The organism is Spongiactinospora sp. TRM90649, from assembly GCF_029382225.1.
In the GTDB taxonomy this organism is placed as follows: domain Bacteria; phylum Actinomycetota; class Actinomycetes; order Streptosporangiales; family Streptosporangiaceae; genus Spongiactinospora.
Window position 1 is genome coordinate 19,022 of sequence record NZ_JARLTC010000013.1, and the last position, 25,799, is coordinate 44,820.

The following is a 25,799-nucleotide window of genomic DNA, read 5'->3' on the forward strand; positions in this document are numbered from 1 at the left end:
GCGTAAAGCGGGCTTCGGGCATGCCACAATCCCACAGGTTGACCAACACTAAATAACAACAGCGTTATTTTGCGGTTAGGCCCGATTTCTCGGGGAAGCCTTGTCAAGGTGACGATCCGCGACGGGGAGGGACTCGGGTGGACATCGAGTTCTCGCTGGCTCTTCCACGGGATGCCGTAGGTATACCGATGGTCCGCCGAGTGTTGGGCGATGCCCTTCGTTCACTCGGCGTGGCCGAGAACTGCGTCGCAGACATTCTGCTGGCCGCCTCCGAGGCGTGCGCCAACGCGGTAAGGCACGGGGGGCCGGCCAACCGCTACCAGGTGCTCGCCGCGATCGGCGAAGGCCGCTGCGATGTGCGCATCATCGACCGGGGGCTCGGCCTGCCCGCGCTCCCCGAGAACTATCCGCCCGCCGACATGGAGAACGGCCGGGGCATTCTGATCATGCAGGCCGTCGTAGACGAGATCTCCTTCGATATCCAACCGGGCCGTGGCACCACGGTTCACCTGCGCAAACGCCTTTCCTGGGACGACGAGGCGGCCGCACGCCGCGACCTGGCTCTGGCCGCTGTCTGAGCGCGGGTAGCCTTCATGTCGTATCGCATGTCGGCGGCGCGCTCCGGTGCGCGGAGGGGAAATACGGCGATGGGTGCTGCCCGGGTGGGCGTGGTCACATTTCCGGGAACGCTGGACGACCAGGACGCCGCGCGTGCCGTACGGCACGCGGGCGCCGAGCCGGTGCCGCTGTGGCACGCCGACACCGACCTGCGCGGCGTCGACGCCGTCTTCCTCCCCGGAGGCTTCTCCTACGGCGACTACCTGCGGTGCGGGGCCATCTCCCGGTTCGCCCCGCTGATGGGCGAACTGCTGCCCGCCGCCCGAGCCGGACTGCCCGTGCTCGGCACCTGCAACGGGTTCCAGATCCTCTGTGAGGCCCACCTGCTGCCCGGCGCGCTGGTCAGGAACGCCGGGCTGCACTACGTCTGCCGCGACCAGCGGCTGCGCGTCGAGTCCGTGACCACCCCCTGGACCTCCGCCTACACCGAGGGCCAGGAAGTGGTGATCCCGATCAAGCACGGCGAGGGCCGCTACGTCGCCGACGAGGCCACGCTCACCGCGCTGGAGTCCGGCGGGCAGGTCGTGATCCGCTACCTGGGCAACCCCAACGGCTCGCTCAACGACATCGCGGGCATCCGCAACGAGGCGGGCAACGTCGTCGGGCTGATGCCGCATCCCGAGCACGCCGTCGAGGAACTGACCGGCGGGCCCGGCACCGACGGCGCCGGTTTCTTCACGTCCCTCCTCAAGAGCCTGGTGAACGCATGATCGACTCCGTCGGCCGCGCCGGCCAGACCCCCGACGAGCCGCAGCCCTACGCGGAACTCGGCATGAAGGTCGACGAGTACCAGCGGGTACGCGACATCCTCGGCCGCCGCCCGACCAGCAGCGAGCTGGCCATCTACAGCGTCATGTGGAGCGAGCACTGCTCCTACAAATCCTCCAAGGTGCACCTGCGGCAGTTCGGTACGAAGGCCCCCAAGTCCGAGGCCCTGCTGGTCGGCATGGGCGAGAACGCCGGCGTCGTCGACATCGGCGACGGCTGGGCCGCCACCTTCAAGATCGAGTCGCACAACCACCCGTCCTACGTCGAGCCCCACCAGGGCGCGGCCACCGGGGTCGGCGGCATCGTCCGCGACATCATGTCGATGGGCGCGCGCCCGGTCGCGGTCATGGACTCCCTGCGGTTCGGCGCGGCCGACGCCCCCGACACCCGCCGGGTGCTGCCGGGCGTCGTCGAGGGCATCAGCTCCTACGGCAACTGCCTGGGCCTGCCCAACATCGGCGGCGAGGTCGTCTTCGACCCCTGCTACATCGGCAACCCGCTGGTCAACGCGCTGTGCGTGGGCCTGCTGCGCAAGGACCAGATCAAGCTGGCCACCGCGCCGGGCCCCGGCAACCAGGTCGTCCTGTTCGGCGCGCTGACCGGCCCCGACGGCATCGGCGGCGCGTCCGTGCTGGCCTCTGCCACCTTCGAGGACGAATCGCAGGCCAAGCGGCCCAGCGTGCAGGTCGGCGACCCGTTCATGGAGAAGCTGCTGATCGAGTGCTGCCTTGAGCTGTTCGCGGCCGACGTGGTCGTGGGCATCCAGGACCTCGGCGCGGCGGGCGTCTCCTGCGCGACCACCGAGCTGGCCGCCAAGGGCACCGGGGGCATGGACGTCCGGCTCGACCTGGTGCCGCTGCGCGACCCCACGCTCCGCCCCGAAGAGATCCTCATGTCGGAGTCCCAGGAGCGGATGATGGCGGTCGTCACGCCCGACGACATCCCCGCCTTCATGGAGATCTGCGCCAAGTGGGACATCCCGGCGACGGTGATCGGCGAGGTCACCGACACCGGGCGGCTGGTGATGACCTGGCACGGCGAGACCATCGTGGACATCCCGCCGGGCACCGCCGCCGACGACGGCCCGGTCTACGAGCGGCCGTTCAGCGAGCCCGCCGGGCAGTCCGCGCTCAACTCCGACTCCCCTGACCGGCTGCCCAGGCCCGCCGACCTCGGCGACACCCTGCTGCGCCTGCTGGCCTCCCCCAACCTGGCCTCCAAGGAGTGGGTGACCAGCCAGTACGACCGCTACGTGCGGGGCAACACGGTGCTCGCCCAGCCCGCCGACGCCGGCGTGCTGCGCATCGGCGAGCTGGTGCCCGGCGCGACCGAGACCGTCCGGGGCATCGCGCTGGCCACCGACGGCAACGGCCGTTACGCCCGGCTCGACCCCTACGCGGGGGCGCAGCTCGCGCTGGCCGAGGCCTACCGGAACGTCTCCGTCACCGGGGCCAGGCCGCTAGCCGTCACCAACTGCCTCAACTTCGGCTCGCCGGAGGACCCCGAGGTCATGTGGCAGTTCGCCGAGGCGGTGCGCGGGCTCGCCGACGCCTGCCGGGTCCTCGGGGTGCCGGTCACGGGCGGCAACGTCTCCTTCTACAACCAGACCGGGTCGGCGGCGATCCACCCGACGCCGGTCGTGGGCGTGCTGGGGGTGCTCGACGACGTGCGGCGGCGTGTGCCGTACGGGTTCGCGATCCCCGATGCGCGGGTGCTGCTGCTCGGCGAGACCTTCGACGAGCTGGGCGGCTCGGAGTGGGCCCACGTCGAGCACGACCACCTGGGCGGGCTGCCGCCCAGGCTCGACCTCGAAGCCGAGCGGGCGCTCGGCCGGGTGCTGACCGAGGCCGCCGCGCAGGAACTGCTCGCGGGCGCGCACGACCTGTCGGACGGCGGGCTCGCCATCGCCCTGACCGAATCCTGCCTGGCCGCCGGAATCGGCTGCACCGTCAGCCTGCCGATGGGCGACGACCCGTTCACCGCGCTGTTCAGCGAGTCGGCGAGCCGGGCGCTGGTCGTGGTCAGGCCCGAGTCCTTCGACCGGTTCGCGGCGCTGTGCGCGGCCCACGAGGTGCCGTGCACCACGCTCGGCACCACCGGCGGCACGACGCTGTCCGTGCAGGACGTCCTCGACGTCCCGCTGGAGACCCTGCGCACCGCGCACGAGGGCACGCTGCCCGCGCTGCTGGCCTGAGTCGCGGTAATTCGTCCTGGGGGTGCCCCTTTCCGCGCCGGATTCACCCGTATCCGGCGCGGCTGAGGTAGCGGGGCCCGAGCGGGGGCGATCTATGGTGAGCGCATGCCGTACACCCCCATCGCCCGCCGCCGGTCCGTGATCGCCGCCGCGGCCGCCGCGTCGCTCGCCCTGCTCACGCCCCAGCCCGCCACGGCCGCCACGTTCGGCACGGAGTTCCGGGTCCTGCAGCTCAACCTGTGCCACAGCGGGGTGAACACCTCGTGCTTCACCGGAGACCGGGTGATCACCAAGGCCCGGTCGGTGATCACGTCGGTCGACCCGGCCGTGCTGTCGCTCAACGAGATCTGCTCCGGCGACGTGGCCCCGCTGCGCGAGGCGATGGGGTCCTCCCAGGTGGTCTTCAAGGCCGCCGAACGGCCCGACGGAAGCCCCGTGAAGTGCGTCAACGGCCAGGACTACGGCAACGCCCTCATGGTGGACTCCGCCTACGCGGGCACCGTCACCGAGACCGGCCGATACGCCGCCCAGGACGGCGGGAGCGAGAAGCGAGTGTGGGCGTGCGTCTCCGGCGGAGCCGTCGCGGCCTGCACCACGCACCTGTCCACGACCGGCTCTGTCGCCCTGAACCAGTGCAGGGAGCTGATGAACGGCCCGGTCACCCGGTACGCGGCCGGCCGTCCCGCCGTGATGTCCGGCGACCTGAACATGCGCTACCAGGGGTCGCCGAACGTGCAGAACTGCGTGCCGAGCGGCTTCTTCCGCAAGGGCGACGGCAGCGTGCAGCACGTCACCGCCTCGACCAGGTTCACGTTCGTGGGCACCCGTTCGATCAGCATGTCCGGCACCACCGACCATCCGGCCTGGCAGGTCACGCTCAGCCTGCCCTGACGCCTGCCTGACGCCTATCTGGCGATCAGCACGAGCAGCACGGCGAGCGCGGCGAAGCAGCCGACCAGGATGCCGACCCGCAGCAGCAGGCCGCGCCGGCCGTCTCCCCGGCTCTCTGACGGCACCAGGTCGATCACGACGGTCCGGGCGGCGATGTCGTGCAGGCAGCGCCGCCTGGGGTCGAACAGCATCCACAGCAGGTCGACGAAGGAGACGAGCGCGGTGAGCGACGACAGCGAGGCCAGCAGCGGATAGATCAGGGCCCGGATTCCCGCGTTGAGCGGTCCCGGCGGCCGGCCTGTCGTGGGTTCGACCACTTTCACCCGGCAGAGCCGTTTGCCGGGTGTCTGCCCCCACAGCGCGTGCTGTACCCCGAAATACAGCGTGGTGAGGGCGAGGATGGCCATTTCGCTCGGCCACGCGGGGTTCCGCACCTCGATGGCGAGCACCTCGGTGAACCCCGTCTCCTCATCCCGCGGGCTCGCGTAGAGGATCGGCGCGATGAAGACGGCCATGATCACGCTGTCGATCAGCGCCGCCGCGAAGCGGTGCCACCAGGAGGCGAGGGCGAGTGGCGGGGCGCTCTGCGGAGCGAAGGTGTCGGCCACCCGAGCGAGTATGCCGAAGATCACTAACCCCGGGGGCCGAATACCGATAATCGCAATTTCCGGATATGCGCGTTGGTGGCCCGCCCGTCGTTACGGCATCCATTTGCCGCCCGCGACATCGATCGTCAGACCGGTCAGCCAGGAGGAGACGGGCCCGAGCGCGCTTTCCGTCCGGCGCTGCGGCGTGCGAACGAAGCCGAGCAGGCCCAGACTGTTCGCGGTGAGAACCGTGATCGTGCTCTTCAACAGGGACCTGCGGGTTCACGACCATCCGGCGCTGAGCGCGGCCTGCGAGCGGGCCGAGCGGGTGGTGCCGCTGTTCGTGCTCGACCCCGCCGTGCCGGCGGGGCTGCGGCACGGCTTCCTGCTGGAATGCCTGGCCGATCTGCGCGCCTCGCTCCGGGAGCGCGGGGGCGAGCTGGTGGTGCGCGAGGGCGACGCGGTCACCGAGGCGATGCGGCTGGCCGCCGAGCTGGACGCGGCGGCCGTCCACGTGAGCGCCGACGTCAGCGCGCTGGCCAGGCGGCGTGAGGAGCGCCTGGCGGCCGAACGGATCGAGTTCGCGCGCTTCCCCGGCGTCACCGTCGTCCCGCCCGACGAGCTGCGGCCGTCCGGGGGCGGCGACCACTACCGGGTCTTCACCCCCTACTGGAACGCCTGGCGGCGGCATCCCCGCCGCCGGGTACTGCCGCCGCCGGGCGAGGTCCGGATCCCGCACGGGCTGGCGGTGGGCAAGCCGCCCCGGCCGCCGGACGGCGGGAGCATGCCCGGCGGCGAGTCCGCGGCCCGGGCCCGCGCCGACCGGTGGCTGCGCGACGGGCTGTCCGGCTACGCCGAGGGGCACGACGACCTGGCGGGCGACCGGACCTCCCGGCTCAGCCCGTACCTGCGGTTCGGCTGCCTGTCCCCGCTCGAACTGGCCGGCCGCGCCGAACGCGGCGAGGACTTCGTCCGCCAGCTCTGCTGGCGCGACTTCCACCACCAGGTGACGTACGCGTTCCCCCGGATCAACCGCGAGAACTACCGGCGTCCCGAACGACGCTGGCGGCACGACCCGGACGCCCTGGCGGCCTGGCGGGAGGGGATGACCGGGCTGCCCATCGTGGACGCGGGGATGCGTCAGTTGCTCGCCGAGGGCTGGATGCACAACCGGGCGCGCCTGATCACGGCGGCCTACCTGGTCAAGCGTCTCGGCCTGGACTGGCGCGACGGCGAGCGGCACTTCTTCCGGCACCTGCTCGACGGCGACGTGGCCGACAACTCGGGCAACTGGCAGTGGGTGGCGGGCACCGGCAACGACACGCGTCCCAACCGTGGATTCAACCCGCTGCGGCAGGCCAAACGGTACGACCCGTCGGGTGACTACGTCCGCCGGTACGTCCCGGAGCTGGCCGAGGCGCCCGGGGCGAAGATCCACGAACCGTGGCGTCTGCAGTCGCCGCCGTCCGGCTATCCGGCGCGGCTCGACGGCACGGACGCCGACTGAGCGGCCCAGGAGGCCTCGGCCCCCGAGCGAGGAGGGGGTCGAGGCTGGTTCCTGCTGAGCTTGGGGAAATCGGCGGAGGGGTGCGGAAGACGGGGCGGGCGGCCGTCGCTCCCCCTCCGAAGCGGCGGCCGGCCCGATGTGCGACTACTTCTTGGCGCAGAGCACGTAGACGGTGCCGGAGACCTTGCCGTTGCCGCCCTGGTGGTTGTTGTTGCCCTGGTTGTTGTCGTTGCCGTAGGTGGCGGTACGGTCGTCGTCGCCGTTGTTGCCGTTGCCGTTCTTGGTGAACTTCACGGTCCAGCCGTCACCGGAGGGGTAGCTGCCGAGGACGTTGACGTTGCTGGAGGAGAACGAGAACCCGCCGCCGGTCGGCGTGTAGCCGTACTTGCAGCTCACCGAGGCGCTGGAGGAGGAGGTGCTGAAGCTGTCGGAGCGGACGTCGATGGTGACGCCGCCGCCGGTGCCCGGGTCGCCCTTGGGACCCTGCGGGCCGCGCTCGCCGTCCTTACCGTCCTTACCGTTCTGACCGTCCTTGCCGGGCGCGCCGGGCTTGCCGTCCTCGCCCTTCGGGCCCTGGGCGCCGGGCTTGCCGTCCTGGCCGTCCTGGCCCTTGGGACCCTGCTGGCCCTGCTCGCCCTTGGGGCCCTGGGTGCCGGGCTCGCCCTTCATGCCGCGCGGGCCGCGGACGCCGTTGGCGCCCGGGTCACCCTTGTCGCCCTTGTCTCCCTTCTCACCCTTGGGGCCGGTGGCACCCATCGGGCCCATGCCACCGTCGCCGTCCAGGCCCTTCGGCCCCTGGCGGTTCCACCAGACCCGGGTCTCGGTGGGCTTGCACTTGGTCTTGGCCCCGACGATGCGGACGACCTGTGTGGACTTGTTGACACACGCGTAGATGATGCTGGGCGCGGCGGTGGTGGTGGTCGCCGACGCATATGCGAAACCACCCGCCACGAGGGAACCGGCCAGGACTCCGGCGGTGGTGAGGGCGATCGAACGCCCGCCAGGCAGCTTGACAGCCACTGGGCATACCTCTTTCAGAACTTCCGGGCCACCCGGCGGAGCGTTGTCCGCTCACACCGGTGACCCGAGAGAAACAAGGAGCCCCGGAGACCCACGTTTCTCGCGATGAACATGTTCATGGAGATACACGCGTGCATCGTTCCATTGGTTGACCGACCAACGATCACGACTTCATCACGAAGCCCCGTTTGCGTGGTTCGCGGGCAACGGGATAATCGGGTCTTGTTCGGGGGAACCGCACCGGGCGGCGGGCAGGCCGTGCGCGGGTGCGGGCGAACACGACGGGAGACGCGCCTACGCGGTGGGGCGATCCCGCCTGACCTGGAGGGCAACCGTGCCGACCAGCGACGTCCCCATCTCCTCACCTGAGCAGCCCGAACAGCCCTATCTGCCTCCGGCGACGCATCCCGTCAGGTCGGTCGTGTGGACGATCCACATGGTCATCCCGATGGCGGGGCTGTGGCTGCTGCTGGCCAACCCCGGTGTGCTGAACATCGTCTGGCAGCACGAGCCCAGCCACTTCTGGCTGATCCTCCTGGTGGCGGGGATCAACCTCGCCCTCGGCCTGCTGATCACGCGGGCGATGGACCGCCGCGCCGATGCCCGGCTGCTGCTGGTGTCGATGGTCTTCCTGACCAACGCCGGGTTCTTCCTGTTGCACGGCCTGAGCACCCCGAAGATCCTCCTCCCGGCCGGAAGCGTCGGCTTCGACGTGGACCAGCCGGTCGGGCTCACCATCGCGTCGGTGTTCGCCTTCGCCTCGGCCCTGCCGCTGCACGGCCGGGCCGCGCGGGCGGTGCTCGGCGCGGCGAGGTCGTTGCGCGCCGGGCTAGCCGTCCTGCTGGTCGGGTGGGGCGTGGCCTCGCTGGTGCCCGGCCTGACCCCGCTGAGCGGCCCGCCGCCCGAGGGCGGCGCGGGGCTCGGCGCGTTCTCCCTCGTCGCGGTGGTCTTGTACTCGGCGGCGGCGGCGATGATGTTCCGCCTGCACCGCAGGCGCCCGGCGGCGATGCTGATCAGCCTGATCACCGCCTACGCGCTGCTCGCCGAGGCCATGGTGGCGGGGATGAGCAAGCACAACTGGCATCTGTCCTGGTGGGAATGGCACCTGCTGCTGACCCTGGCCTTCGTGTTCGTCGCCTACAGCGCCTACCTGCAGTTCCGCCGGGAGGGGTCGAGCGCGGGGATGTTCGACTCGATCGCGCTGGCGGCCACCGTCCGGCGGCTGCAGACGCAGTACGCCGAGGCGCTGGAGGAACTGGTCGGCCACCTGCGGCGGCGGGCCGTCTCGGACGTCCCGGTGGCGACCCGCCTGGCGGGCAAGTTCGGGCTGACCGAGGCGCAGGCGGCCGTCCTGGACCGCGCGGGCGAGGCGCTGGCCAACGAGCGCGAGCTGTCCGAGCGGCTGGGCGCGCTGGTCGACGTCGGCCGGGGCGCGCGGGTGGGCCTGGCCGAGCGCGAGCTGCTGGCCGAGTCCCTGGACCGCGTACGGCAGGCGTACGGCGACGTCCGCATCGGCCTGGTCGCCGACGGCAGGGTGGCCATGGGCGGCACCGAGTACGGCGAGCGCGACTTCCCCGGCGGCGAGCCGATCAGGGACGGCGAGCGGATGGTTCACCCCCTCACCGTCAAGGGCAGGCTCGCCGGGGCGATCCGCGTGCCCGTCGGCCGTACCCCGCAGGACGAGCCGCTGGCCACACTGCTCGCCGGGCAGATCTCGATCGCCCTGGAGAACGCCCGCCTCTACGCGGAGCTGTCCACGCTGTTCCGCCAGTACATGTCGCCCGACGTGGCCGCCGCGCTGCTGGCCGATCCGGGTCAGGCCGCCCTCGGCGGCTCGCTGGTGGAGCTGACCTCGCTGTTCGCCGACCTGAAGGGGTTCACCACGTTCTCCGAGCGGGTCACCCCCGGCGAGATCGTGGAGATGCTGAACCGCTACCACACCGCCGCCGTGCCCTGCGTCCTGGACAACGGCGGCACGATCGTGCAGTTCGTCGGCGATGCCCTGCTCGCCCTCTTCAACGCCCCTGCCCGGCAGTCCGATCACGCCCTGGCGGCGGCGCGGGCGGGCCTGGCCATGCAGCGGGCCGCCGAGCGGGTGGCCGCCGAGGTCGCCGGGGAGCAGGCGGCGGGCCGGATGAACGGCGTCGAGTGGCCGAAGTTCCGTGTCGGCGTCAACACCGGCCCCGCGCTGGTGGGCAACATCGGCAGCCCGGAGCTGCGCGGATTCAACGCGATGGGCGACTGCGTGAACGTGGCGGCCCGGCTGCAGGCGCTGGCCGAGCCGGGCACGGTGGTGATCGGCTCCACGACACGCGACCTGCTCGGCCGCGCGGCGGCGGTCACACCACTCGGCCCGCTGACCCTGAAGGGCAAGGAGGAGCCGGTGAGCGCGTTCGTGCTCAATGGGTTGACTTCCTCCCCACGGCTGAAGCCGGGGGATTCCCGTGGGTGAGACGCGTTCACGCTGCCTCGCCTTTGGGTGGTTGGCGCTTCGCAGACCGCCTGACGGCGAGGTCTCCACGCCCTGTCACCGCAAGCCCTGCGGCGAGGATGTTCTTCGCGGCGTTGACGTCAGCGTTGGCCTGGTGGCCGCAGGCGCGACACCGGAACACCGCTTGGCTTTCGCGGTTCTCCGGGGCGCGGTGCCCGCAGGCGGCACAGGTTTGCGACGTGTACGCGGGCGGCACCCGCACGATGCGGGAACCGTTGTGACGCGCTTTGTGTTCCAGGGCGGTCAGCAGGCCGCCCCAGCCCTTGGCGAGGATCGACCGGTTCAGTCCGGCCTTCTGGCGGACGTTCCGGCCCGGCTCGGCGAGGGTGCCTTTGACCGAGGCGGTCATGTTGCGAACCTTCAGGTCCTCCACCGCGACCAGGCCGTGGTCGCGGGTGAGCCGGTTTGCCGTCCACGCCACGAAGTCCGTGCGTCGTGCGCGGATTCGGGCGTTCAGCCTGCCGATCTTCGCTTTGGTGGCGGCGCGCCGGTTGGAGCTTTTCCGCTGCCGGGCGAGCTTCCGCTGAAGCCGTCGCAGCCGCGCCGCTTCGCCGGGCGTGACGAAGTCCCGGTCACGCATCCGCCCGTCCGACGTGGCCACCGCAACAGCCACGCCACGATCCACGCCGACGGCCGGTCGGCCGTTCGGTGTGGACTCGACCAGCCCGTCTTCGACGCAGAACGACACGTGCCAGCGTCCGCCGTCCTTCAACACGGTCGCATTGCGAAGTTCGCCACCGAGCGGGCGTGTCCACCGGAAGCGGACCCATCCGAACTTCGGAAGCCTGACCCTGCCCCACCGCCGGGAGAGACGTTCGACCGCGAGGTGTCTGGGGTCGGGGAACCGGAACGTCGGCGCGTTCTTTCGCTTGGACCGCCAGCGGACCTTGAACGTGCCATGCCTCTTACATGCCTTGTCCAGGTCGCGCAGCGTCTGCTGAAGCGTGTGGGACGGCGCTTCGGCCAGCCACGGGACGTCCTTCTTCGCCTCGGCCATCTGCCGGGCCTGCTCCACGTAGCCGATGAACGCCCCACGTTGCCGGTAGGTGCGCCGCTGCTCCAGCGCGGTGTTCCACACCACGCGGCAGGCGTCGCCGATGAGTTCGGCGAACTCCTCCTGCTCGGGTGTGAACGCCAGCGGGTAGCGGCGGCCGGTCAGCATTCAGCGGCCTTGCGCAGCACGCGGGAGGAGCGGCCCTTAATGGCCTTGACCAGCCGGTGAATGCCGTACTGCGGATCGACTTCGACCAGCAGGTGGACGTGATCGGGCATGACCTCCATTTCCACCGGCCATGCCCCTTTCTCGTCCGGCACCTCGCGGATGAGGTCCTTCAATCGTTCTTCGATCCGGCCGCCGAGCACACGTCTCCGGTACTTCGGGCACCACACGACGTGGAACGCGCAATGGAAGACGACGTTGCTGTTCGATCGCAGGGTGACAGCCACACGCCGAGTATGCAGCTTGGAGCCACCTAATGATCGCAAGTTATGGAGGATGGGCTAACCCCACGGATGAATCCGGGGGTTTGCGCCCAAGCTCTTCGATCACGCTCCCCTGAAACCGATGGCCCGCCGCGCCGGGCACGGAAATAATCGGATTCGCGTCCCTGCGTCCCCTGGAGGAATCCGATGAGCGCGAAGCCGACGGCAGAACCCGGTGAGTTCCTCGACCTGCTGACGGAGGACGAGGTGGAGGCCCTGCGCGCGAGCAGCCGTCCACGCCGGTGGGACCGGGGGGCGATGGTGATCAGCGAGGGCGACGCGGCGGACTGGGTGATCGTGCTCACCTCCGGCCGGGTGAAGGTCTCCTCGCACACGGCGAGCGGCACCGAGGTGGTGCTCGCGGTCCGCGGTCCGGGGGCGCTGCTGGGCGACATGTCAGCCATCGACGGCGGGCCGCGCTCGGGCACGGTGACCGCGCTCGAACCGGTCGAGGCCATGGTGGTGGACGACTTCACCGGGTTCCTGCGGGCCAACGGGCGCATCGCCGTACTGCTGATGAAACTGATCATCGGACGGCTGCGCGACTCCGACCGCAAGCGGATCGAGTACGGCGCGTTCGACACCACGGGCCGCGTCGCGACGCGACTGGTGGAACTGGCCGAACGGTACGGCGAGCCGACCAACGGCGGCGTCCGCGTGGCCCTGCCCCTCTCCCAGGACGAGCTGGCCGGCTGGACCGGCGCGTCCAGGGAGGCGGTCAGCAAGGCGCTGCGCTCGCTGCGCGACCGGGGCCTGATCGAGACGGGGCGGCGCCGGGTGACCATCCACGACCTGGACGGCCTGCGCCGCCGCGCCCGCTGAGCCCACGCCTGAGTGCGCCGAGAATGCAACCGCCGCGCGTCCCCCCACGAAGAAAGAGGTAAGAGGGCACGCGCCGGCGTCCGGCCCTGATCCGCAGGAACGGATCGGGGCCGCCGCTCCTCCCCTGGCGCCAGGGCCGAACCGCACGCCGTGGCGGTTCGTGGGGAGGTACGCGATGAGTGATCCGGGCGCGATCCCGAAGCCGATCGCCGATCCGGCGCGTTACCTGGACGACCGCACCGGCATCGGCCGGTTCGCCGGGCGCAACATCCGCAAGATCTTCCCGGACCACTGGTCGTTCATGCTGGGCGAGATCGCGCTCTACTCCTTCATCATCCTGCTGCTCACCGGGACGTTCCTGACGTTCTGGTTCAAGCCGGGGATGACCCCGGTGGTCTACGAGGGCACTTACGAGCCGCTGCGGGGCGTGCTGGTGTCGGAGGCGTACGCGTCGGCCCTGAACATCAGCTTCGACGTGCGCGGCGGCCTGCTGATGCGGCAGATCCACCACTGGGGGGCGCTGCTGTTCGTCGCGGGCCTGACCGTCCACCTGCTGCGGGTGTTCTTCACCGGCGCCTACCGCAAGCCGCGCGAGCTGAACTGGCACATCGGGCTGGCGATGTTCCTGCTGGCCCTGGCCGAGGGCCTGACCGGCTACTCGCTGCCGGACGACCTGCTGTCGGGCGTCGGCCTGCGGATCGCCCAGGGCATCGCGCAGTCGCTGCCGCTGGTCGGCACCTACATCTCGTTCTTCCTGTTCGGCGGGGAGTTCCCCGGCGAGGACATCATCGCCAGGTTCTTCACCATCCACATCCTGCTGCTGCCCGGGCTGCTGGTGGCGCTGGTCACCGCGCACATGACGCTGATGTGGGTGCAGAAGCACACCCAGATGGCCGGGGTGGGGCGGACCGACAGCAACGTGGTCGGCGCGCCGTTCTTCCCGGCCTTCGCCATCAAGACCGGCGCGTTCTTCATGTTCACCTTCGCGTTCCTGGCCCTGCTGGGGACGGCCGCCCAGATCAACCCGATCTGGAGCTACGGGCCCTACACCCCGGCGGACATCTCCGCGGGCTCGCAGCCCGACTTCTACCTGGGGTTCCTCGACGGCGCGCTGCGGCTGATGCCGGGCTGGGAGATCAACTTCGCCGGGTACACGCTGCCGCTCAGCGTGATCATCCCGGGCCTGGTGCCCGTTCTGATCATCTTCACCGGCCTGGCGCTCTACCCGTCCGTGGAGCGGTGGATCACCGGCGACCGGGCGGAGCACCACATCGCCCAGCGGCCCCGCGACAACCCGCACCGGACCGCGATCGGGGTCGCCGCGATCGTCTTCTACGGCGTGCTCTGGCTGATCGGCGCGAACGACGAGATCTCCACGCACTTCCACCTGTCGCTGTTCGCGATCACCTGGGCCGGGCGCGTGGCGGTGATCCTCGGCCCGATCCTCGCCTACTTCTTCACCTACCGGATCTGCCTGGGCCTGCGGCGCAAGGACGCCCGGATGATCGTGCACGGGGTCGAGTCCGGGGTGATCAGGCGGCTGCCGCACGGCGAGTTCACCGAGGTGGACGTGCCGCCCTCGGAGGACATGGCGGACCGGGTCACCGGTGGGGAGGCGATTCCCACGCTCGGCGACGGCGACGGCGACGCCAGCGGCAAACGCCGCGTCGGCCGCCTGCGCGCCCGGATGAGCCGCGCCTACGGCGAGGAGACCATCACCGAGGAGGCGGAGCGGCTCGAAGGCGACGGGCACGGTGATAGACACGATGACGGGCGCGGGGACGGGCACGGGGACGGGCACGGCGCGGAGAGGGCCGGTGAGATCACCCGGCGAGACCGCTGATCTTCACCGACTTGGCGTAACGGATGCCCCCGGCGGGGCTTCCCGGCCGTCCGTGGCGGCTAGGTATAGGTGTCGGATCCGTCGCGCGGGTGGGGGCTCGCTTGAACGACACCGTCGACCCGCTCGACACGCTCAACGCACGCCTGGCCGCCGGGGAGGCGGACGCGCTCGGTGACTGCTATCGGGCCAACGCCGCCCTGGTGCGCGGCTATCTGCGGAGGTTCGTCCAGGAACAAGAACTCGACGACGTGGTGCAGATCGTGTTCGGGGAGGCGTGGCGGTCGCGGCACCGGTTCGACCCGTCGCGCAGCCTGGCCGCGTGGCTGCTGGGGATCGCGCACAAGCGGGCGGTGGACCACCTGCGCGCCCGCCGTCCGCCCACGCTGCCGCTGGAGGCCGTGCCGGACACTCACGCGCACGACGGCCCGGCGGCGGACGACCGGCTGGCGATGCGCGACGAGCTGCACGCCGCGATGGCCCGGCTGCCCCGCGCGCAGCGCCAGGCGATCGAGCTGGCCTACTACGGGGAGTTCACCCAGCGGGAGATCGCCGAGCGGCTGCGGGTGCCGCTGGGCACCGTCAAGGCCCGCACGACGCGGGGGCTGCACCGGCTGTCGGTGCTGCTCAGCCGTCCGGCGTCATGACGGCCCGGCGCTCGGCGCGCCTGCTCGCGACCAGGCTCCGCACGCCGCCGACCAGCAGGTCGAGGCCGAGCGCGTAGTAGGCCTCGGTGTCGGGCGGCTCCTTCGCGGTGCGCGCGTGCTCGACGACGTTGGGGAACCGGTCGGCGGGCAGCTTCTGCACGGCCAGCCGGTGCAGCCTGCGCTGCTCGGCGGCCTCCTCGGCGGTCATCGAGACGTCGCACATGGGGTCGCCAGCGATCAGGCCGATACAGCCGTTGAGCAGGTACGACGCGATGTGGTAACCCTCGGTGAGGGTGAACCCCTCCGCCCGCAGCAGGCCGAGCACGGTGTCGGTGGCCAGGGTGAAGTTGATCACGTGGTTCTTGTCGGCGCGGCGCAGCAGCTCGGCCAGACACGGGTGGGCCCGCATCAGGTCGATCAGCGTGCCGACCATGGTGCGCAACCGCGCGTCCCACGACGGGTCGGCCCCGGTGGCCGGATCGGCGCGGGTGACATCGGCGAGCAGGTGGTCGGCGGCGGCCGTGAACAGCTCTTCCTTGCTCTTGAAGTGCCAGTACAGGGCCATCGGAGTGACGTCCAGCAGGGCGGCCAGGCGGCGGACGGAGACGGCCGCCACGCCCTCCTCGTCGGCCAGCGCGACCGCGCGGTCCAGGACGGCCTCACGGCTCAGCTTGCTCATCACACTTGACAACTATACGCCGTACAAGTTCCACTATGCGCTGTACATGTACGGCGTATAGTTTTGAGAGGCGTGCGATGAACAAGCGATGGTGGGCGCTGGCGGCGGTGACGCTCGGCACGTTCATGACGTACCTGGACAACAACGTGGTCAACGTGGCGCTGCCGACCATCCAGCGGGAGATGGGGCTCACGCTGTCCGGGCTGGAGTGGATCGCGAGCGGCTACATCCTGGTCTTCGCCGGGCTGATGCTGGTCGGCGGCAGGCTCGCCGACGTGTTCGGCGCCCGCAGGATCTTCATGATCGGTCTGGTGGTGTTCACCGCCGCCTCGCTGGCCGCCGGGCTGGCCGGGAGCGGGGCGGCGCTGATCGCGGCCCGGGCTGTGCAGGGAGTCGGCGCGGCGCTGCTCACCCCCACCTCACTGGCGCTGATCTCGCGCAGCTTCCCGGACGCGCGGGAACGCGGCACCGCCGTCGGCATCTGGACGGCCGCGGGGGCACTGTCCATGGCCCTGGGACCGCTGACCGGGGGGTTCATCAGCGAGAACTGGCACTGGGGATGGATCTTCCTGATCAACGTGCCGATCGGGGTGGGCACGCTGGCGCTGGGGACGTGGGCGCTGCCCGACATCCGAGACCGGGTACGGCGCAGCCTGGACCTCCCCGGGCTGATCTCGTCCGCGATCGCGCTGTTCGCGCTGACCTTCGCCCTGATCGAGGGTGAGGGCACCGGCTGGACCTCGGCCCCGATCCTGGCCGCCATGGTGGTCACGGTTGTCGCGGCAGCGGTGTTCGTCGTGGTCGAGCGGCGCGGCACGGAGCCGATGATCGACCTGTCGCTGTTCCGCGACCGGGTGTTCGGCGGCGGCGCGCTGGCGATGGGGCTGTGGTCGTTCGGCGTCTTCGGCATCTACTTCTTCAGCGCGCTGTGGCTGCAGAACGTGCTCGGCTTCACGCCCACCCAGGCGGGCGCGTCGTTCGTCCCGATGGCGCTGACCATGGGCGTGGTCTCGGTGCTTTCGCAGCGGATCGCCGGGGTGCTCGGCGCGGGCCGTACGGTCGCGATCGGGCTGGCCCTGATGGCCGTCGCGATCTTCGCGCTCTCCCGACCGGGCGCGGGCGCGGACTACGGCGCGATCCTGCCGTGGTTCCTGGTCTACGCGGTCGGCGGCGGCCTGCTGGTGCCGCTCACCGCCGTGATCCTCGGCGCCCTGCCGGACGGCCGCGCCGGGGTCGCCTCCGGCGTCCTGAACGTCTCGCGCGAGGTGTTCGGACTGCTCGGCATCACCGTGATGGGCGCGATCCTCACCGCGCGTCAGGCCGCGGGGATCGCCGGCGGCGCCGCCCCGCTGGACGCCTTCCTGGACGGCTACCAGTTCACGCTCGCCCTGGCCGCGGTGGTGGTGCTGCTGGGCGTGCCGATCGGCCTGGTCGCCCTGCGGGCGTCCACGACTCCCACCCCCGAGGAGGAGCCGAGGACGCCCGCGAGCGCCGGGGTGTGACTCCCGGCGCGGGAGCCGGGTCAGCGCGCCAGGTAGCGCTCGCCCAGCTCACGCAGGCGGCGGTGCGCGGCCTGGTAGACCTCCGGCCCGCCCAGGTACGCCTTGGGCAGCTTGGCGACCATCGTGTAGTTCGCGTCGCACACGTTGCCCACCGGGGCCTCCGCGCCCTGGCTGACGAGTTGGTAGGCGTCCAGCTCGTCGAGGCCGACGAGGGATGCCGACCAGGTCACCAGGTCGTGCTGGCTGATCCGGTAGGCGTCCTCCAGGGGCCGGGCCGATCCGGTGGACATCAGGTGCTCGTCGTCCTCCAGGCGCGGCCACGGAGTGCCCACGCCCTTGATCAGCTCGACCGCCACGACGGTGTTCATCGCGGCCTCCACGCCGGTGCCGCACACCTCGCCGTGCCCCTGGCGGGCGTGGCCGTCACCGACGGAGAACAGCCCGCCCTCGACGTTGACGCCGAGGTAGAGGGTGACGCCCGCGCGCAGCTCCGGGGTGTCCATGTTGCCGCCGTGGGCGTCCGGGACGATCGTCATCCGGGACTCCGACGCGGCCGGGGCCACCCCCACGGTGCCGTGCATCGGGTCGAGCGGCAGCTCCACGGTGAAGTCGCCCCGCGAGGCGCGGTAGCGGACCGTCCGCTTGGCCGCGTCCACCTCGTAGACCCACACCCGCTCTTCGAGCGGCTGGTGCAGCATCGCCGTGGTGTGCGTGGCGGTGAGCGCGCCGAAGTGCGGGAACGTCGTGGAGACGCCGTAGTCCCGGGCGGGCTCGATGGACACGAAGTGCAGCGCCAGCGTGTCGCCCGGCTCGGCCCCCTCCACGTGGAAGGGACCGGTCACCGGGTTCAGATATGGGAACTCGCACACCTGCGAGGGAAGGTCGCCCGGCCCGCGCACCCGGCCGCCGAAGCAGTCCTCGGTGAATATCTCCAGAACAGTGCCCGGCGTCACCCGTGCGACGGCCGCGCGGCCGCCGAAGGTATAGGACAGCTCCTCCGGAGTGGGCTGGTAGGACACAACGTTCACTACACGGTCTCCTTGACGTTGTCGCTGGCCGGCAGCGTGGGGCGGCGGCCCAGCAGGTAAACCACGAGCAGCACGATCGCGCCGATGCCGAGCCAGATGAAGCCCAGCACCTGGGCCGCGACCTGCGCGTTGATGACGACGTACAGCAGGATGAGGAACCCGATCGCCGGGGCGATCAGGTGCGCCCAGTAGTTGCGGCTGCGCTGCCGTACGAAGTAGTGCACGACCACCGATACGTGCAGGATCAGGAAGGCGCTCATCGCGCCGAAGTTGACCAGCGACGCGATCAGCGGGATGCCGTTGGCCTGGGTGCTGAGGTAGATGCCGAGCACCAGCGAGATCCCGGCGACCAGGAAGGTCGCGTTGACCGGCACCTTGCGCTTGGGGTGCACCTTGGCGAGGGCGCGGGGGAGCTGGCCGTCGCGGCCCATCGCGAACAGCAGCCGGGAGGTGGCCGCCTGGGCCACCAGGGAGTTGGCGAAGCCCCAGGCCACAGCGGTGGCGACGGCGGTCAGCACGCCGAGCCAGGGACCGCCCGCGTAGGCGGCGGTGTCGTAGAAGGCCGAGCCCGCGGGGTCGCCCTCCGCCAGGAGCTTCTCCCGGTCGGGGGTCAGCAACGCGGCGACCCAGGTCTGCGCGATGAACAGCAGACCGGCAGCGCCGAGCGCGTAGATCATCGAACGGCCGAGCTTGCGGGCGTCCTCACGGCTCTCCTCGGCGAGCATCGAGATGCCGTCGAAGCCCAGGAAGGACAGCACCGCGGTGGCCACCGCGCCGAACACCAGCGCCCAGGAGAAGGTCGCCGAGTCGAACAGCGGGCTCAGCAGGTCGCCGTGCCCCTTGCCCTGGAGCAGCGCGCCGATCCCGATCACCAGGAAGATCGCCAGCACGATCAGCTCGGCGACCAGCATGATCCGGTTGGTCCGAGCGGTCATCTTGATGCCGAAGTAGTTGACCGCCGTGTTGAGCACGACGAATCCGATCAGCCACACCCACATCGGGATGCCCGGCACGGAGGCCGCCATCGCGGCGCTCGCCACCAGGTAGAGCAGCGCGGGCACCAGCACGTAGTCGAGCAGGATGACCCATCCGGCCATGAATCCGACGGGGGCGGCGATGCCGCGGCCGGTGTATGTGTAGACCGAGCCCGCCATCGGGAAGGCGCGGGCCATCTGCGCGTACGACAGGGCGGTGAAGGCCATCGCGATCATGCCGACGATGTAGGCCAGGGCCACCATGCCGCCGGAGATCTGGAAGACGCTACCGAAGATCCCGAAGGGGGCGATGGGGACCATGAAGATCAGGCCATAGATCAACAGGTCGGTGAAGGTGAGCGATCGGCGGAGCTCCTGCTTGTAGCCGAAGCGTTCGATCCCTGGCTCGGAGGACGCTGAAGCCGAGGGCTCGGAAGGTGAGGACATGTTCACGGCTCTTTCTCGCTTGGGGGGCGCAGCCGTACGATATGTCCCACGAGTTCGGATGCAGAAGTTTTCTCTTGAAAATTTACTCATCTGAAGTATCCCCGGAGCAGGTCAGACGCTCCAGCCCCCGGCCGCTCAGGCGCTACGGGCCCCTCAGGCAGAGGTGAGCACGTCGAACTCCAGGCCGTTGGCCCGGCCGACGTAGATGCGCTGCCGTACATGCCGGGCGTTCAGCGTGAGCTGCCCCCGACCGGTGCTTATCACCGTGCCGTCCGCCACCGCCTCGATCGCCGGTACGGCGGCGGCCCCGGCACGCGCCACCAGCGCCGACATCATCAGCACGCCCTCGTAGCCCCCGTGCCCGTGCGCGCTCAGCATGGGCGCGTCCACGCCGAACCGGCGGACGTAACGCTCCCCGAAGGCGAGGCCGGCGTCGGTGGGCACCGACTCGAAGAAGCCCATCGTGGCGTACAGCTCGCCGGTGGAGTCGCCGCCGACCGCCAGGAGCCCGTGCTCCTCCAGCGCCCCGCACAGCCGCGCGCAGCGCAGCCCGGCCGCCGTGAACGCCCGGTTGAACGCGACCAGGTCGCTGCCGATCAGGTTGAGCAGCACCGCGTCGGGCCGCAGCCCCGCCAGCAGCTCCACGATCCTGGCCATCTCGGTCTCGCCCGCGCCGCACGGCACCAGCCGCTCGCCCACGACCAGCGCCGATCTCGACAGCAGGTGCTCGCGGGCCGAGACGTGGACCAGGCGCGGCCAGACGTAGTCGTTGCCCAGCAGCACCCAGCGCCGCGCCCGGCGATGCGTGATCAGCCAGTCGACGCCCGGACCCACCTGGCGAGAGGCGGGCTCGCCCATGAAGTAGACCCCGGGCGTGCGCGAACCGCCCTCGTAGGGAGGCGTGTAGACGTAGGGGGCCGCGCCGCCGAGCGCCCGCTCGACGGCCAGGCGCACGTCGCTCGCGTGCGTGCCCACGACGGCCTGCACCGCGTCCGCCTTGACCAGGCCGGACACCTCAAGCGCGACCTCGGCCGGGGAACGCCCGCCGTCGACCAACACCAGTTCGATCGGTTTGCCGAGTAGCCCGCCCCGGTCGTTGACCTCGGTGGCCGCGAGGGACGCGCAGTTGATGACACTGGGCCCGAGCATGCCGAGAACCCCGGAAACCGGTGCCACAAGGGCGATCCGGAACGCGTCGGTCCTCAGCAGGTGCGCTTCCAAGGGCTCGATGACCACATGTCAGAGTATCCTCTTTGGGTACTCCCGAAAGAAAGGAGTCCGTAGTGCTGACGGAGTCCTCGGCCACATCCCTTCAACGTCCGGCGTCCGGGCTCAACTCCTCCCTCGCCTACCTACTCAGCAGGGCCGAGCGCGCCGTGAATCGCGGACTGGCCGCGGCACTCGTCCACGAAGACGTCTCCATCGAGCACTGGCGCATCCTGCAGGCCCTCGCCGACGGCCGCGGGCACTCCATGGGCGACCTCGCCGAGGCCGCGCTGATGCCGCACCCGACTCTCACCAAAGCGGTGGACCGGCTGGTCGACCGTGCTCTCGTCTATCGTGGGCACGACCCCTCCGACCGCCGCCGTGTGGCCGTCTTCCTCGGCGCCCGGGGCATGAACCTGCTGGCCAGGCTGGAAGCCGGGCTCAGCGAGCACCACCGCGCGATCATGGCCGCGTACGGCGCGGAGAGCACCGAGTCGCTGATGCGCGATCTGGAGATCCTGGTCCGCGACCTGGAGGCGTAGGCACACCCGAGGACGCCCAGGGATGACCGAGGGTACGGCCAGCCCCATCCTGGCCGGATCCTTTCCCGTATTGGCCCTCCGGCCACTGGTGACACCCGCCGCGAGGCGGGCAGGCTTTCCAGCATGACGATCCCTAGTGACCCGGTCTCCGACAGCCCGGCGGCGACCATGCTCGCGATCAGCCAGGACACCTTCGGGGGCCCGGAGGTGCTCAAGCCGGTACGGCTGCCGCGTCCCGAGCCCGGCCCGACCGAGGTGCTGGTCCGTGTGCACGCCGCGGGCGTCAACCCGACCGACTGGAAGCACCGCGCGGGCGGGGGCATGCTCGGCCGCCCGCCGTTCGTGCTCGGCTGGGACGTCTCCGGGGTCGTCGAGGCCGTGGGCCTCGGGGTCACCCTCTACCGGCCGGGCGACGAGGTGTACGGCATGCTCCGTTACCCGTTCGGCAACGGCGCGTACGCCGAGTACGTGACGGCCCCGGCCCGCACGTTCGCCGCCAAGCCCGCCGTCCTCGACCACGTCCACGCGGCGGCCCTCCCCCTCGCCGCCCTCACCGCCTGGCAGGCCCTCGTGGACACCGCACGGGTCACGAGCGGCCGGCGGGTGCTGATCCACGCCGCCGCCGGAGGCGTCGGCCACCTGGCCGTCCAGATCGCCAAGGCGCGCGGCGCCCACGTCATCGGCACGGCCAGTGCCGCCAAACACGATTTCCTGCGCGGCCTGGGCGCCGACGAGCTGATCGACTACCGCACCCAGGACTTCACCGAGGTCGCCAAGGACCTCGACGCCGTGATCGACACCATCGGCGGCGACTACGGCCCCCGCTCCCTGCGCGCCCTCCGCCCGGGCGGCGTGCACGTCTCCCTGGTGCTCTCCGACCTCGCCGACGACCTCCCCGCCCAGGCCCGCGCCCTCGGCGTCCGCACCCATGCCATGCTCGTCGAACCCGACCACGCCGCCCTCAAGGCCCTCACGGCCCTCGCCACCGCCCACCGCCTCACCCCCGCCATCGCCGCCGTCCTCCCCCTCTCCGAGGCCCCCGAAGCCCACCGCCTCGGCGAATCCGCCCACACCACCGGCAAGATCGTCCTCGATCTGCGCGATCAGCGGATGCCGGAGCGGCGGGCGTAGGAGAGGAAGCCGGTTCCGTCACACGGCAGCCGCATGCCGGTCGCGATCAGGGCGTCGATGATGTTGCCGGCGCCCACCTCACTGAGTTTGCCCTCGCGGCAGGCGATGGCGAGCAGCCATACGGTCCCGTGAACCTCCAGGCCGTAGCTTCTCGCCACCGCGACGGCCTCACGATCATCGGTGATCGCGATCGCCCCGGACGTCTCGGCGACGCAGAACACGCTGGCCTCGCCCAGATTCCGCTGGGATGACCCGATGCGCTGCTGCCATGCGACGAGAGACCTGAGCTCCTCGATCGACTCCAGGCGCTCGACCCCGAGCCAGTCGGCGTCCAGGATGTGCCGGAGCAGCGGATGCTTGTCGAGGCCTGTGCGCAGTTCGTCCCGGATGATGCTGGTGGTCAGGCAGTTCTCTCCGACGAGGAGATCGCGCAGTACGTCGAGGCGTTCGGCCCGGGCGAAGTGGCTGAGGCAGGTGGCGTCGAAGACCAGGGCCCGGTGCGGGAATGAACCGGATGAACCGCTCACAGCTCGTCGCCCGGGTCGTCGCGCGGCGGCAGGTCGCTTTCCTTGATCTGCTTGCGCATCAGCTCCACCGCCCGGGCCGTCGTGATACGTCGCCCGCTGAGCGAGTTCATGACGGCATGCGCGAAACTCGGCGGAACCCGCACCGACTCCAGGTCGGGCTGGGGAGCCCAGCCCACGGCCTCCATCAGCTCGGCGTAGGTCGGGTTCCGCTTTCGCATGCTCGTGGCCGACTCCTTGCCGATCACCCCGGCGACCATGGCCTGGCGAACGGCCAGTGACCAGGATGTCCGGTACTCGGCCGCCAGCACCACCAGATTTTCGCGCTCGGAGGCGTTCCCCGCGGCGAAGCGCTGCGTCACCGCGTCGGTCGGCAGCAGCAGCTCGGCCGCGAAAGCGTCGATCACGGCCTCCCGCTCGGACCTCGACGCGTGCAGGCCGAGATCGGCGGAGTACTCGTCTCCGATGACCATATGGCCAAGTTCGTGGGCCGCTGTCGCGCGTCGCCGTCCGGGATCGGAGTGGTAGCTGACCACTGCCACGGCCAGGCCGTCGTCGATCATGGACGCGCCTTCGCCGGGCGTCTCGACGACCGCCACCAACTGCCCCAGTCGCTCGCACAGGCTCATCAGCGAGCTGATCGGGCCGAGCCGGAGCCTCCGCGCCTTTCTGACCCACCGGGCCGCGACCCTGGCCGTCTCGGCGTCCTCGACCGGGTCGGGGTAGCGCACCGGTGGCCGGCAGCTCAACTCGCCCAGCTCCATCAACTGCCGGACGTCCGACAGCCAGGTGGAGAGCGCCACCTCAAGCCGGAAGGACTGACGAGTCGCATCGGTCGCCGTGTCGTCGGCCACCTCGCTCCGGCGCGACATCACCTTCGCCGGGGGTGACAGGAAATAGGCCAATGGGACATTTAAGACCGCCGACAGTTTGGCCAGTTCCAGAGCGTCCACCCGCCTGACGCCCGACTCGATTTTCACGATCATCGTGCGATCGAGGCGGAGGGCCGAGGCGAGCTGTTCCTGGGACATGTCTGCCGCGATCCGACATTCGCGCACCCGGTCGCCGACGTCCGCCCACTCACCGGCATCCTTCATAGTGCGATATTCGCACACGCCGCTTCACCTGCCAGGATCCCCGAATCAATCGTTATCTGCACGCGACCAGGTATTCGGATTCCCTATACCCGCGCGCGGGCTAGTCGTCGTTGGTCAGGCCGGCTTCGTGGGCGAGGATGGCGGCCTGGACGCGGTTGTTCAGGGACAGGCGGAAGAGGATGGCGCTGACGTGGGATTTGACGGTACCTTCTGAGAGGAAGAGTTCGCGGCCGATGTCCTGGTTGGACATGCCTCGGCCGAGGAGGGTGAGGACCTCGCGTTCGCGGGGGGTGAGGGTGTCGGCGCGGGCGCGGGCCCTGGTGGTGCGGGAGAGTTCGCCGGTGCCGAGGTGGGCGATGACCTTGCGGGTGATGGCCGGGGAGAGGTAGGCCGCGCCGGAGGCGACCGCGCGGACGCCGAAGATCAGTTCGCGGGGGTCGGCGGCCTTCAGGAGGAAGCCGTCCGCGCCCTCGTCGAGGGCCCGGGCGACGTACTCGTCCTCGCCGAAGGTGGTGAGCATGACCACGGCGACGTCCGGTGCGGCGGTGCGGAGTTCGGCGGCGGCGGCGAGGCCGTCCAGCCGGGGCATGCGGATGTCCAGCAGGACGATGTCGGGCCGGTGCTCGACCGCCAGGTTCACGGCCTCGCGGCCGTCGGCGGCCTCGGCGACCACCTCGATGCCGGAGTCGGCCGCCAGGATGGCTCGCACGCCCGCCCGGATCATGGCCTCGTCGTCGGCCAGCAGTACGCGAATCGGTCCGCCCTGCGGCGTCATGGCTGGTCCTCGGGGCTTGAAGGGAGGCTGGCGGTCACCGCGAAGCCGGTGGAGTTCGGGCCCGCGCGCAGGGTGCCGCCGAGGAGGCGGACGCGTTCGCGCAGGCCCGCGAGACCGGTGCCGCCGCCCGGCGGGAGCGGCGTGGCTCGGGCCGGGGTGCTGACGACCGAGACGGTGACGGTCCCGGCGGTGCGTTCGAGACGGACCAGCACGTCGGCGCCGGGCGCGTGGCGGGCCGCGTTGGTCAGCGACTCCCGCACCACCCGGTGGACGGCCCGGTCCAGCAGCGGGGGCAGCGCCTCGGACGGCCCGTCACGGCGCAGATCGACCGCCATGCCCGCCTCCCGCGCCCGTGCCACGAGCGCCTCGACGGACTCGTCCGGCGGCTCGATGGGCGCCTGTTCCTCGCGCAGCACCCCGATCGTACGGCTTAGCCGTTCGGTCGCCGCGACCGCCGAGGCGCGCAGCAGGGCCGCCGCCTCCCGGTTCCGCTCGCCCATGTCCGAGGCCAGTTCCAGCGCCCCCGCCCGCAGCGCGATCAGCGCCAGGTCGTGCCCGAGAGAGTCGTGCATGTCCTGGGCGATCCTGGCGCGCTCCCGGTATCGGACGCGCTCGGCGACGAACTCGCGTTCGCGTTCGAGCCGGTCCGCCCGTTCGCGGCTGACCCGTACCAGTTCGGCCTGCTGACGGCGGAAGCGTCCAGCCAGCCACGGCAGCGCTACGAAGACCCCGAGGACCACCAGCGAGGTGACGCCCGCCCAGAAGTCCGCCGCCACGGCGATGCCCGCGCCCGGCACGGCGGCGGCGAGCAGGATCACCACGCCCTGGCGTACTGGCAGGTGGCGTCCGTGCAGGTAGGCCACCACGGCGAACACGCCGAAGAGGGCCTGCCGCCACAGCGGCGGCTGGTCCATGTACAGGCCGTTGACCAGGCAGGATCCCGCGATCACCGCTAGGAACACACCGTTTCTCACGTGCTTCTCACGCGTTCGACACTATCGAGCGCTTCTGGAGCGGACATCCGACG

At 70.8% G+C, this 25,799-nt stretch carries 23 protein-coding genes and 1 pseudogene; 12 read left to right on the plus strand and 12 right to left on the minus strand.

The features are described 5' to 3' along the window. Positions 1 to 137: 137 nt before the first annotated feature. The 4 genes from P3X83_RS17670 to P3X83_RS17685 all read left to right on the plus strand — a co-directional run bounded on the left by P3X83_RS17670 (position 138) and on the right by P3X83_RS17685 (position 4,471). On the plus strand, positions 138 to 578 hold the full coding sequence (locus P3X83_RS17670; RefSeq protein ID WP_277306201.1) for an ATP-binding protein: 441 nt from the start codon (positions 138 to 140) through the stop codon (positions 576 to 578). A gap of 69 nt (positions 579 to 647) precedes the next feature. Beyond that, positions 648 to 1,328: a phosphoribosylformylglycinamidine synthase subunit PurQ gene (gene purQ / locus P3X83_RS17675; protein WP_277306202.1), complete on the plus strand. Its 681-nt coding sequence runs from the start codon at positions 648 to 650 to the stop codon at positions 1,326 to 1,328. Then, on the plus strand, positions 1,325 to 3,580 hold the full coding sequence (gene purL / locus P3X83_RS17680) for a phosphoribosylformylglycinamidine synthase subunit PurL (RefSeq protein WP_277306204.1): 2,256 nt from the start codon (positions 1,325 to 1,327) through the stop codon (positions 3,578 to 3,580). The genes purQ and purL overlap by 4 nt, the downstream gene beginning before the upstream one ends. A gap of 105 nt (positions 3,581 to 3,685) precedes the next feature. Further along, the gene (locus P3X83_RS17685; RefSeq protein ID WP_277306205.1) at positions 3,686 to 4,471 is read left to right on the plus strand and encodes a hypothetical protein; all 786 of its coding nucleotides are present in this window, start codon (positions 3,686 to 3,688) and stop codon (positions 4,469 to 4,471) included. 14 nt (positions 4,472 to 4,485) lie between these two features. Here P3X83_RS17685 and P3X83_RS17690 read toward each other — a convergent pair whose 3' ends face one another. Beyond that, a complete protein-coding gene (locus P3X83_RS17690; RefSeq protein WP_277306206.1) occupies positions 4,486 to 5,079 on the minus strand; it encodes an RDD family protein in 594 nt (197 codons plus the stop codon). Between the two features lie 220 nt (positions 5,080 to 5,299). Between P3X83_RS17690 and P3X83_RS17695 the strand changes: the two genes are divergently transcribed. After that, on the plus strand, positions 5,300 to 6,565 hold the full coding sequence (locus P3X83_RS17695) for a deoxyribodipyrimidine photo-lyase (protein WP_277306207.1): 1,266 nt from the start codon (positions 5,300 to 5,302) through the stop codon (positions 6,563 to 6,565). Between the two features lie 144 nt (positions 6,566 to 6,709). On the opposite strand, the gene P3X83_RS17700 is transcribed toward P3X83_RS17695, so the two are convergent. Beyond that, positions 6,710 to 7,585: a hypothetical protein gene (locus tag P3X83_RS17700; protein ID WP_277306208.1), complete on the minus strand. Its 876-nt coding sequence runs from the start codon at positions 7,583 to 7,585 to the stop codon at positions 6,710 to 6,712. A 334-nt stretch (positions 7,586 to 7,919) separates the two neighbouring features. Between P3X83_RS17700 and P3X83_RS17705 the strand changes: the two genes are divergently transcribed. Beyond that, complete coding sequence (locus P3X83_RS17705) at positions 7,920 to 10,037, plus strand: adenylate/guanylate cyclase domain-containing protein (RefSeq protein ID WP_277306209.1); 2,118 nt, start codon at positions 7,920 to 7,922, stop codon at positions 10,035 to 10,037. A gap of 7 nt (positions 10,038 to 10,044) precedes the next feature. Here the strand turns inward: P3X83_RS17705 and P3X83_RS17710 are convergent, their stop codons facing one another. Both P3X83_RS17710 and tnpA read right to left on the minus strand, forming a co-directional pair. Beyond that, positions 10,045 to 11,238: a transposase gene (locus tag P3X83_RS17710; RefSeq protein WP_277306210.1), complete on the minus strand. Its 1,194-nt coding sequence runs from the start codon at positions 11,236 to 11,238 to the stop codon at positions 10,045 to 10,047. Between the two features lie 8 nt (positions 11,239 to 11,246). After that, positions 11,247 to 11,522, minus strand: a pseudogene (gene tnpA, locus P3X83_RS17715) (IS200/IS605 family transposase); the annotation flags it as partial. A gap of 183 nt (positions 11,523 to 11,705) precedes the next feature. On the opposite strand from tnpA, the gene P3X83_RS17720 reads away from it, so the two are divergent. The 3 genes from P3X83_RS17720 (at position 11,706) to P3X83_RS17730 (ending at position 14,867) form a co-directional block, all read left to right on the plus strand. Beyond that, the gene (locus tag P3X83_RS17720) at positions 11,706 to 12,380 is read left to right on the plus strand and encodes a Crp/Fnr family transcriptional regulator (RefSeq protein ID WP_277306211.1); all 675 of its coding nucleotides are present in this window, start codon (positions 11,706 to 11,708) and stop codon (positions 12,378 to 12,380) included. 175 nt (positions 12,381 to 12,555) lie between these two features. Next, positions 12,556 to 14,223 (plus strand): cytochrome bc complex cytochrome b subunit, encoded by a 1,668-nt coding sequence (locus P3X83_RS17725; protein ID WP_277306212.1) that lies wholly within the window; start codon positions 12,556 to 12,558, stop codon positions 14,221 to 14,223. 101 nt (positions 14,224 to 14,324) lie between these two features. Further along, the gene (locus tag P3X83_RS17730; RefSeq protein ID WP_277306213.1) at positions 14,325 to 14,867 is read left to right on the plus strand and encodes a sigma-70 family RNA polymerase sigma factor; all 543 of its coding nucleotides are present in this window, start codon (positions 14,325 to 14,327) and stop codon (positions 14,865 to 14,867) included. Here P3X83_RS17730 and P3X83_RS17735 read toward each other — a convergent pair. Continuing rightward, positions 14,848 to 15,546: a TetR family transcriptional regulator gene (locus P3X83_RS17735; protein WP_277306214.1), complete on the minus strand. Its 699-nt coding sequence runs from the start codon at positions 15,544 to 15,546 to the stop codon at positions 14,848 to 14,850. The two genes, P3X83_RS17730 and P3X83_RS17735, sit on opposite strands and share 20 nt — an antisense overlap. A gap of 77 nt (positions 15,547 to 15,623) precedes the next feature. On the opposite strand from P3X83_RS17735, the gene P3X83_RS17740 reads away from it, so the two are divergent. Further along, complete coding sequence (locus tag P3X83_RS17740) at positions 15,624 to 17,048, plus strand: MFS transporter (RefSeq protein WP_277306215.1); 1,425 nt, start codon at positions 15,624 to 15,626, stop codon at positions 17,046 to 17,048. Positions 17,049 to 17,068: 20 nt separating this feature from the next. On the opposite strand, the gene P3X83_RS17745 is transcribed toward P3X83_RS17740, so the two are convergent. The 3 genes from P3X83_RS17745 to P3X83_RS17755 all read right to left on the minus strand — a co-directional run bounded on the left by P3X83_RS17745 (position 17,069) and on the right by P3X83_RS17755 (position 20,733). Next, positions 17,069 to 18,076, minus strand: a complete 1,008-nt coding sequence (locus tag P3X83_RS17745) for an acetamidase/formamidase family protein (protein ID WP_277306216.1) — start codon at positions 18,074 to 18,076, stop codon at positions 17,069 to 17,071. Then, on the minus strand, positions 18,076 to 19,497 hold the full coding sequence (locus P3X83_RS17750; protein ID WP_277306217.1) for an APC family permease: 1,422 nt from the start codon (positions 19,495 to 19,497) through the stop codon (positions 18,076 to 18,078). Before P3X83_RS17750 ends, P3X83_RS17745 begins: the two co-directional genes overlap by 1 nt. Before the next feature lie 153 nt (positions 19,498 to 19,650). Continuing rightward, positions 19,651 to 20,733, minus strand: coding sequence for a substrate-binding domain-containing protein (locus P3X83_RS17755; RefSeq protein ID WP_277306218.1), 1,083 nt, complete (start codon positions 20,731 to 20,733; stop codon positions 19,651 to 19,653). 47 nt (positions 20,734 to 20,780) lie between these two features. Here P3X83_RS17755 and P3X83_RS17760 point away from each other — a divergent pair, with 47 nt between their 5' ends. Both P3X83_RS17760 and P3X83_RS17765 read left to right on the plus strand, forming a co-directional pair. Next, the gene (locus P3X83_RS17760) at positions 20,781 to 21,245 is read left to right on the plus strand and encodes a MarR family transcriptional regulator (RefSeq protein ID WP_277306219.1); all 465 of its coding nucleotides are present in this window, start codon (positions 20,781 to 20,783) and stop codon (positions 21,243 to 21,245) included. Positions 21,246 to 21,368: 123 nt separating this feature from the next. Further along, positions 21,369 to 22,376 (plus strand): NADP-dependent oxidoreductase, encoded by a 1,008-nt coding sequence (locus P3X83_RS17765; protein ID WP_277306220.1) that lies wholly within the window; start codon positions 21,369 to 21,371, stop codon positions 22,374 to 22,376. Here P3X83_RS17765 and P3X83_RS17770 read toward each other — a convergent pair. The 4 genes from P3X83_RS17770 to P3X83_RS17785 form a co-directional block, all read right to left on the minus strand. Next, positions 22,349 to 22,903 (minus strand): DUF3368 domain-containing protein, encoded by a 555-nt coding sequence (locus tag P3X83_RS17770; RefSeq protein ID WP_277306221.1) that lies wholly within the window; start codon positions 22,901 to 22,903, stop codon positions 22,349 to 22,351. The genes P3X83_RS17765 and P3X83_RS17770 overlap by 28 nt on opposite strands. Then, entirely contained in the window at positions 22,900 to 23,997 is a 1,098-nt protein-coding gene (locus P3X83_RS17775) for an XRE family transcriptional regulator (RefSeq protein ID WP_277306222.1), read from the minus strand. The genes P3X83_RS17770 and P3X83_RS17775 overlap by 4 nt, the downstream gene beginning before the upstream one ends. A gap of 100 nt (positions 23,998 to 24,097) precedes the next feature. Next, entirely contained in the window at positions 24,098 to 24,772 is a 675-nt protein-coding gene (locus P3X83_RS17780) for a response regulator transcription factor (protein WP_277306223.1), read from the minus strand. Next, on the minus strand, positions 24,769 to 25,746 hold the full coding sequence (locus tag P3X83_RS17785; RefSeq protein WP_277306224.1) for a histidine kinase: 978 nt from the start codon (positions 25,744 to 25,746) through the stop codon (positions 24,769 to 24,771). The genes P3X83_RS17780 and P3X83_RS17785 overlap by 4 nt, the downstream gene beginning before the upstream one ends. Between the last annotated feature and the right edge of the window lie 53 nt (positions 25,747 to 25,799).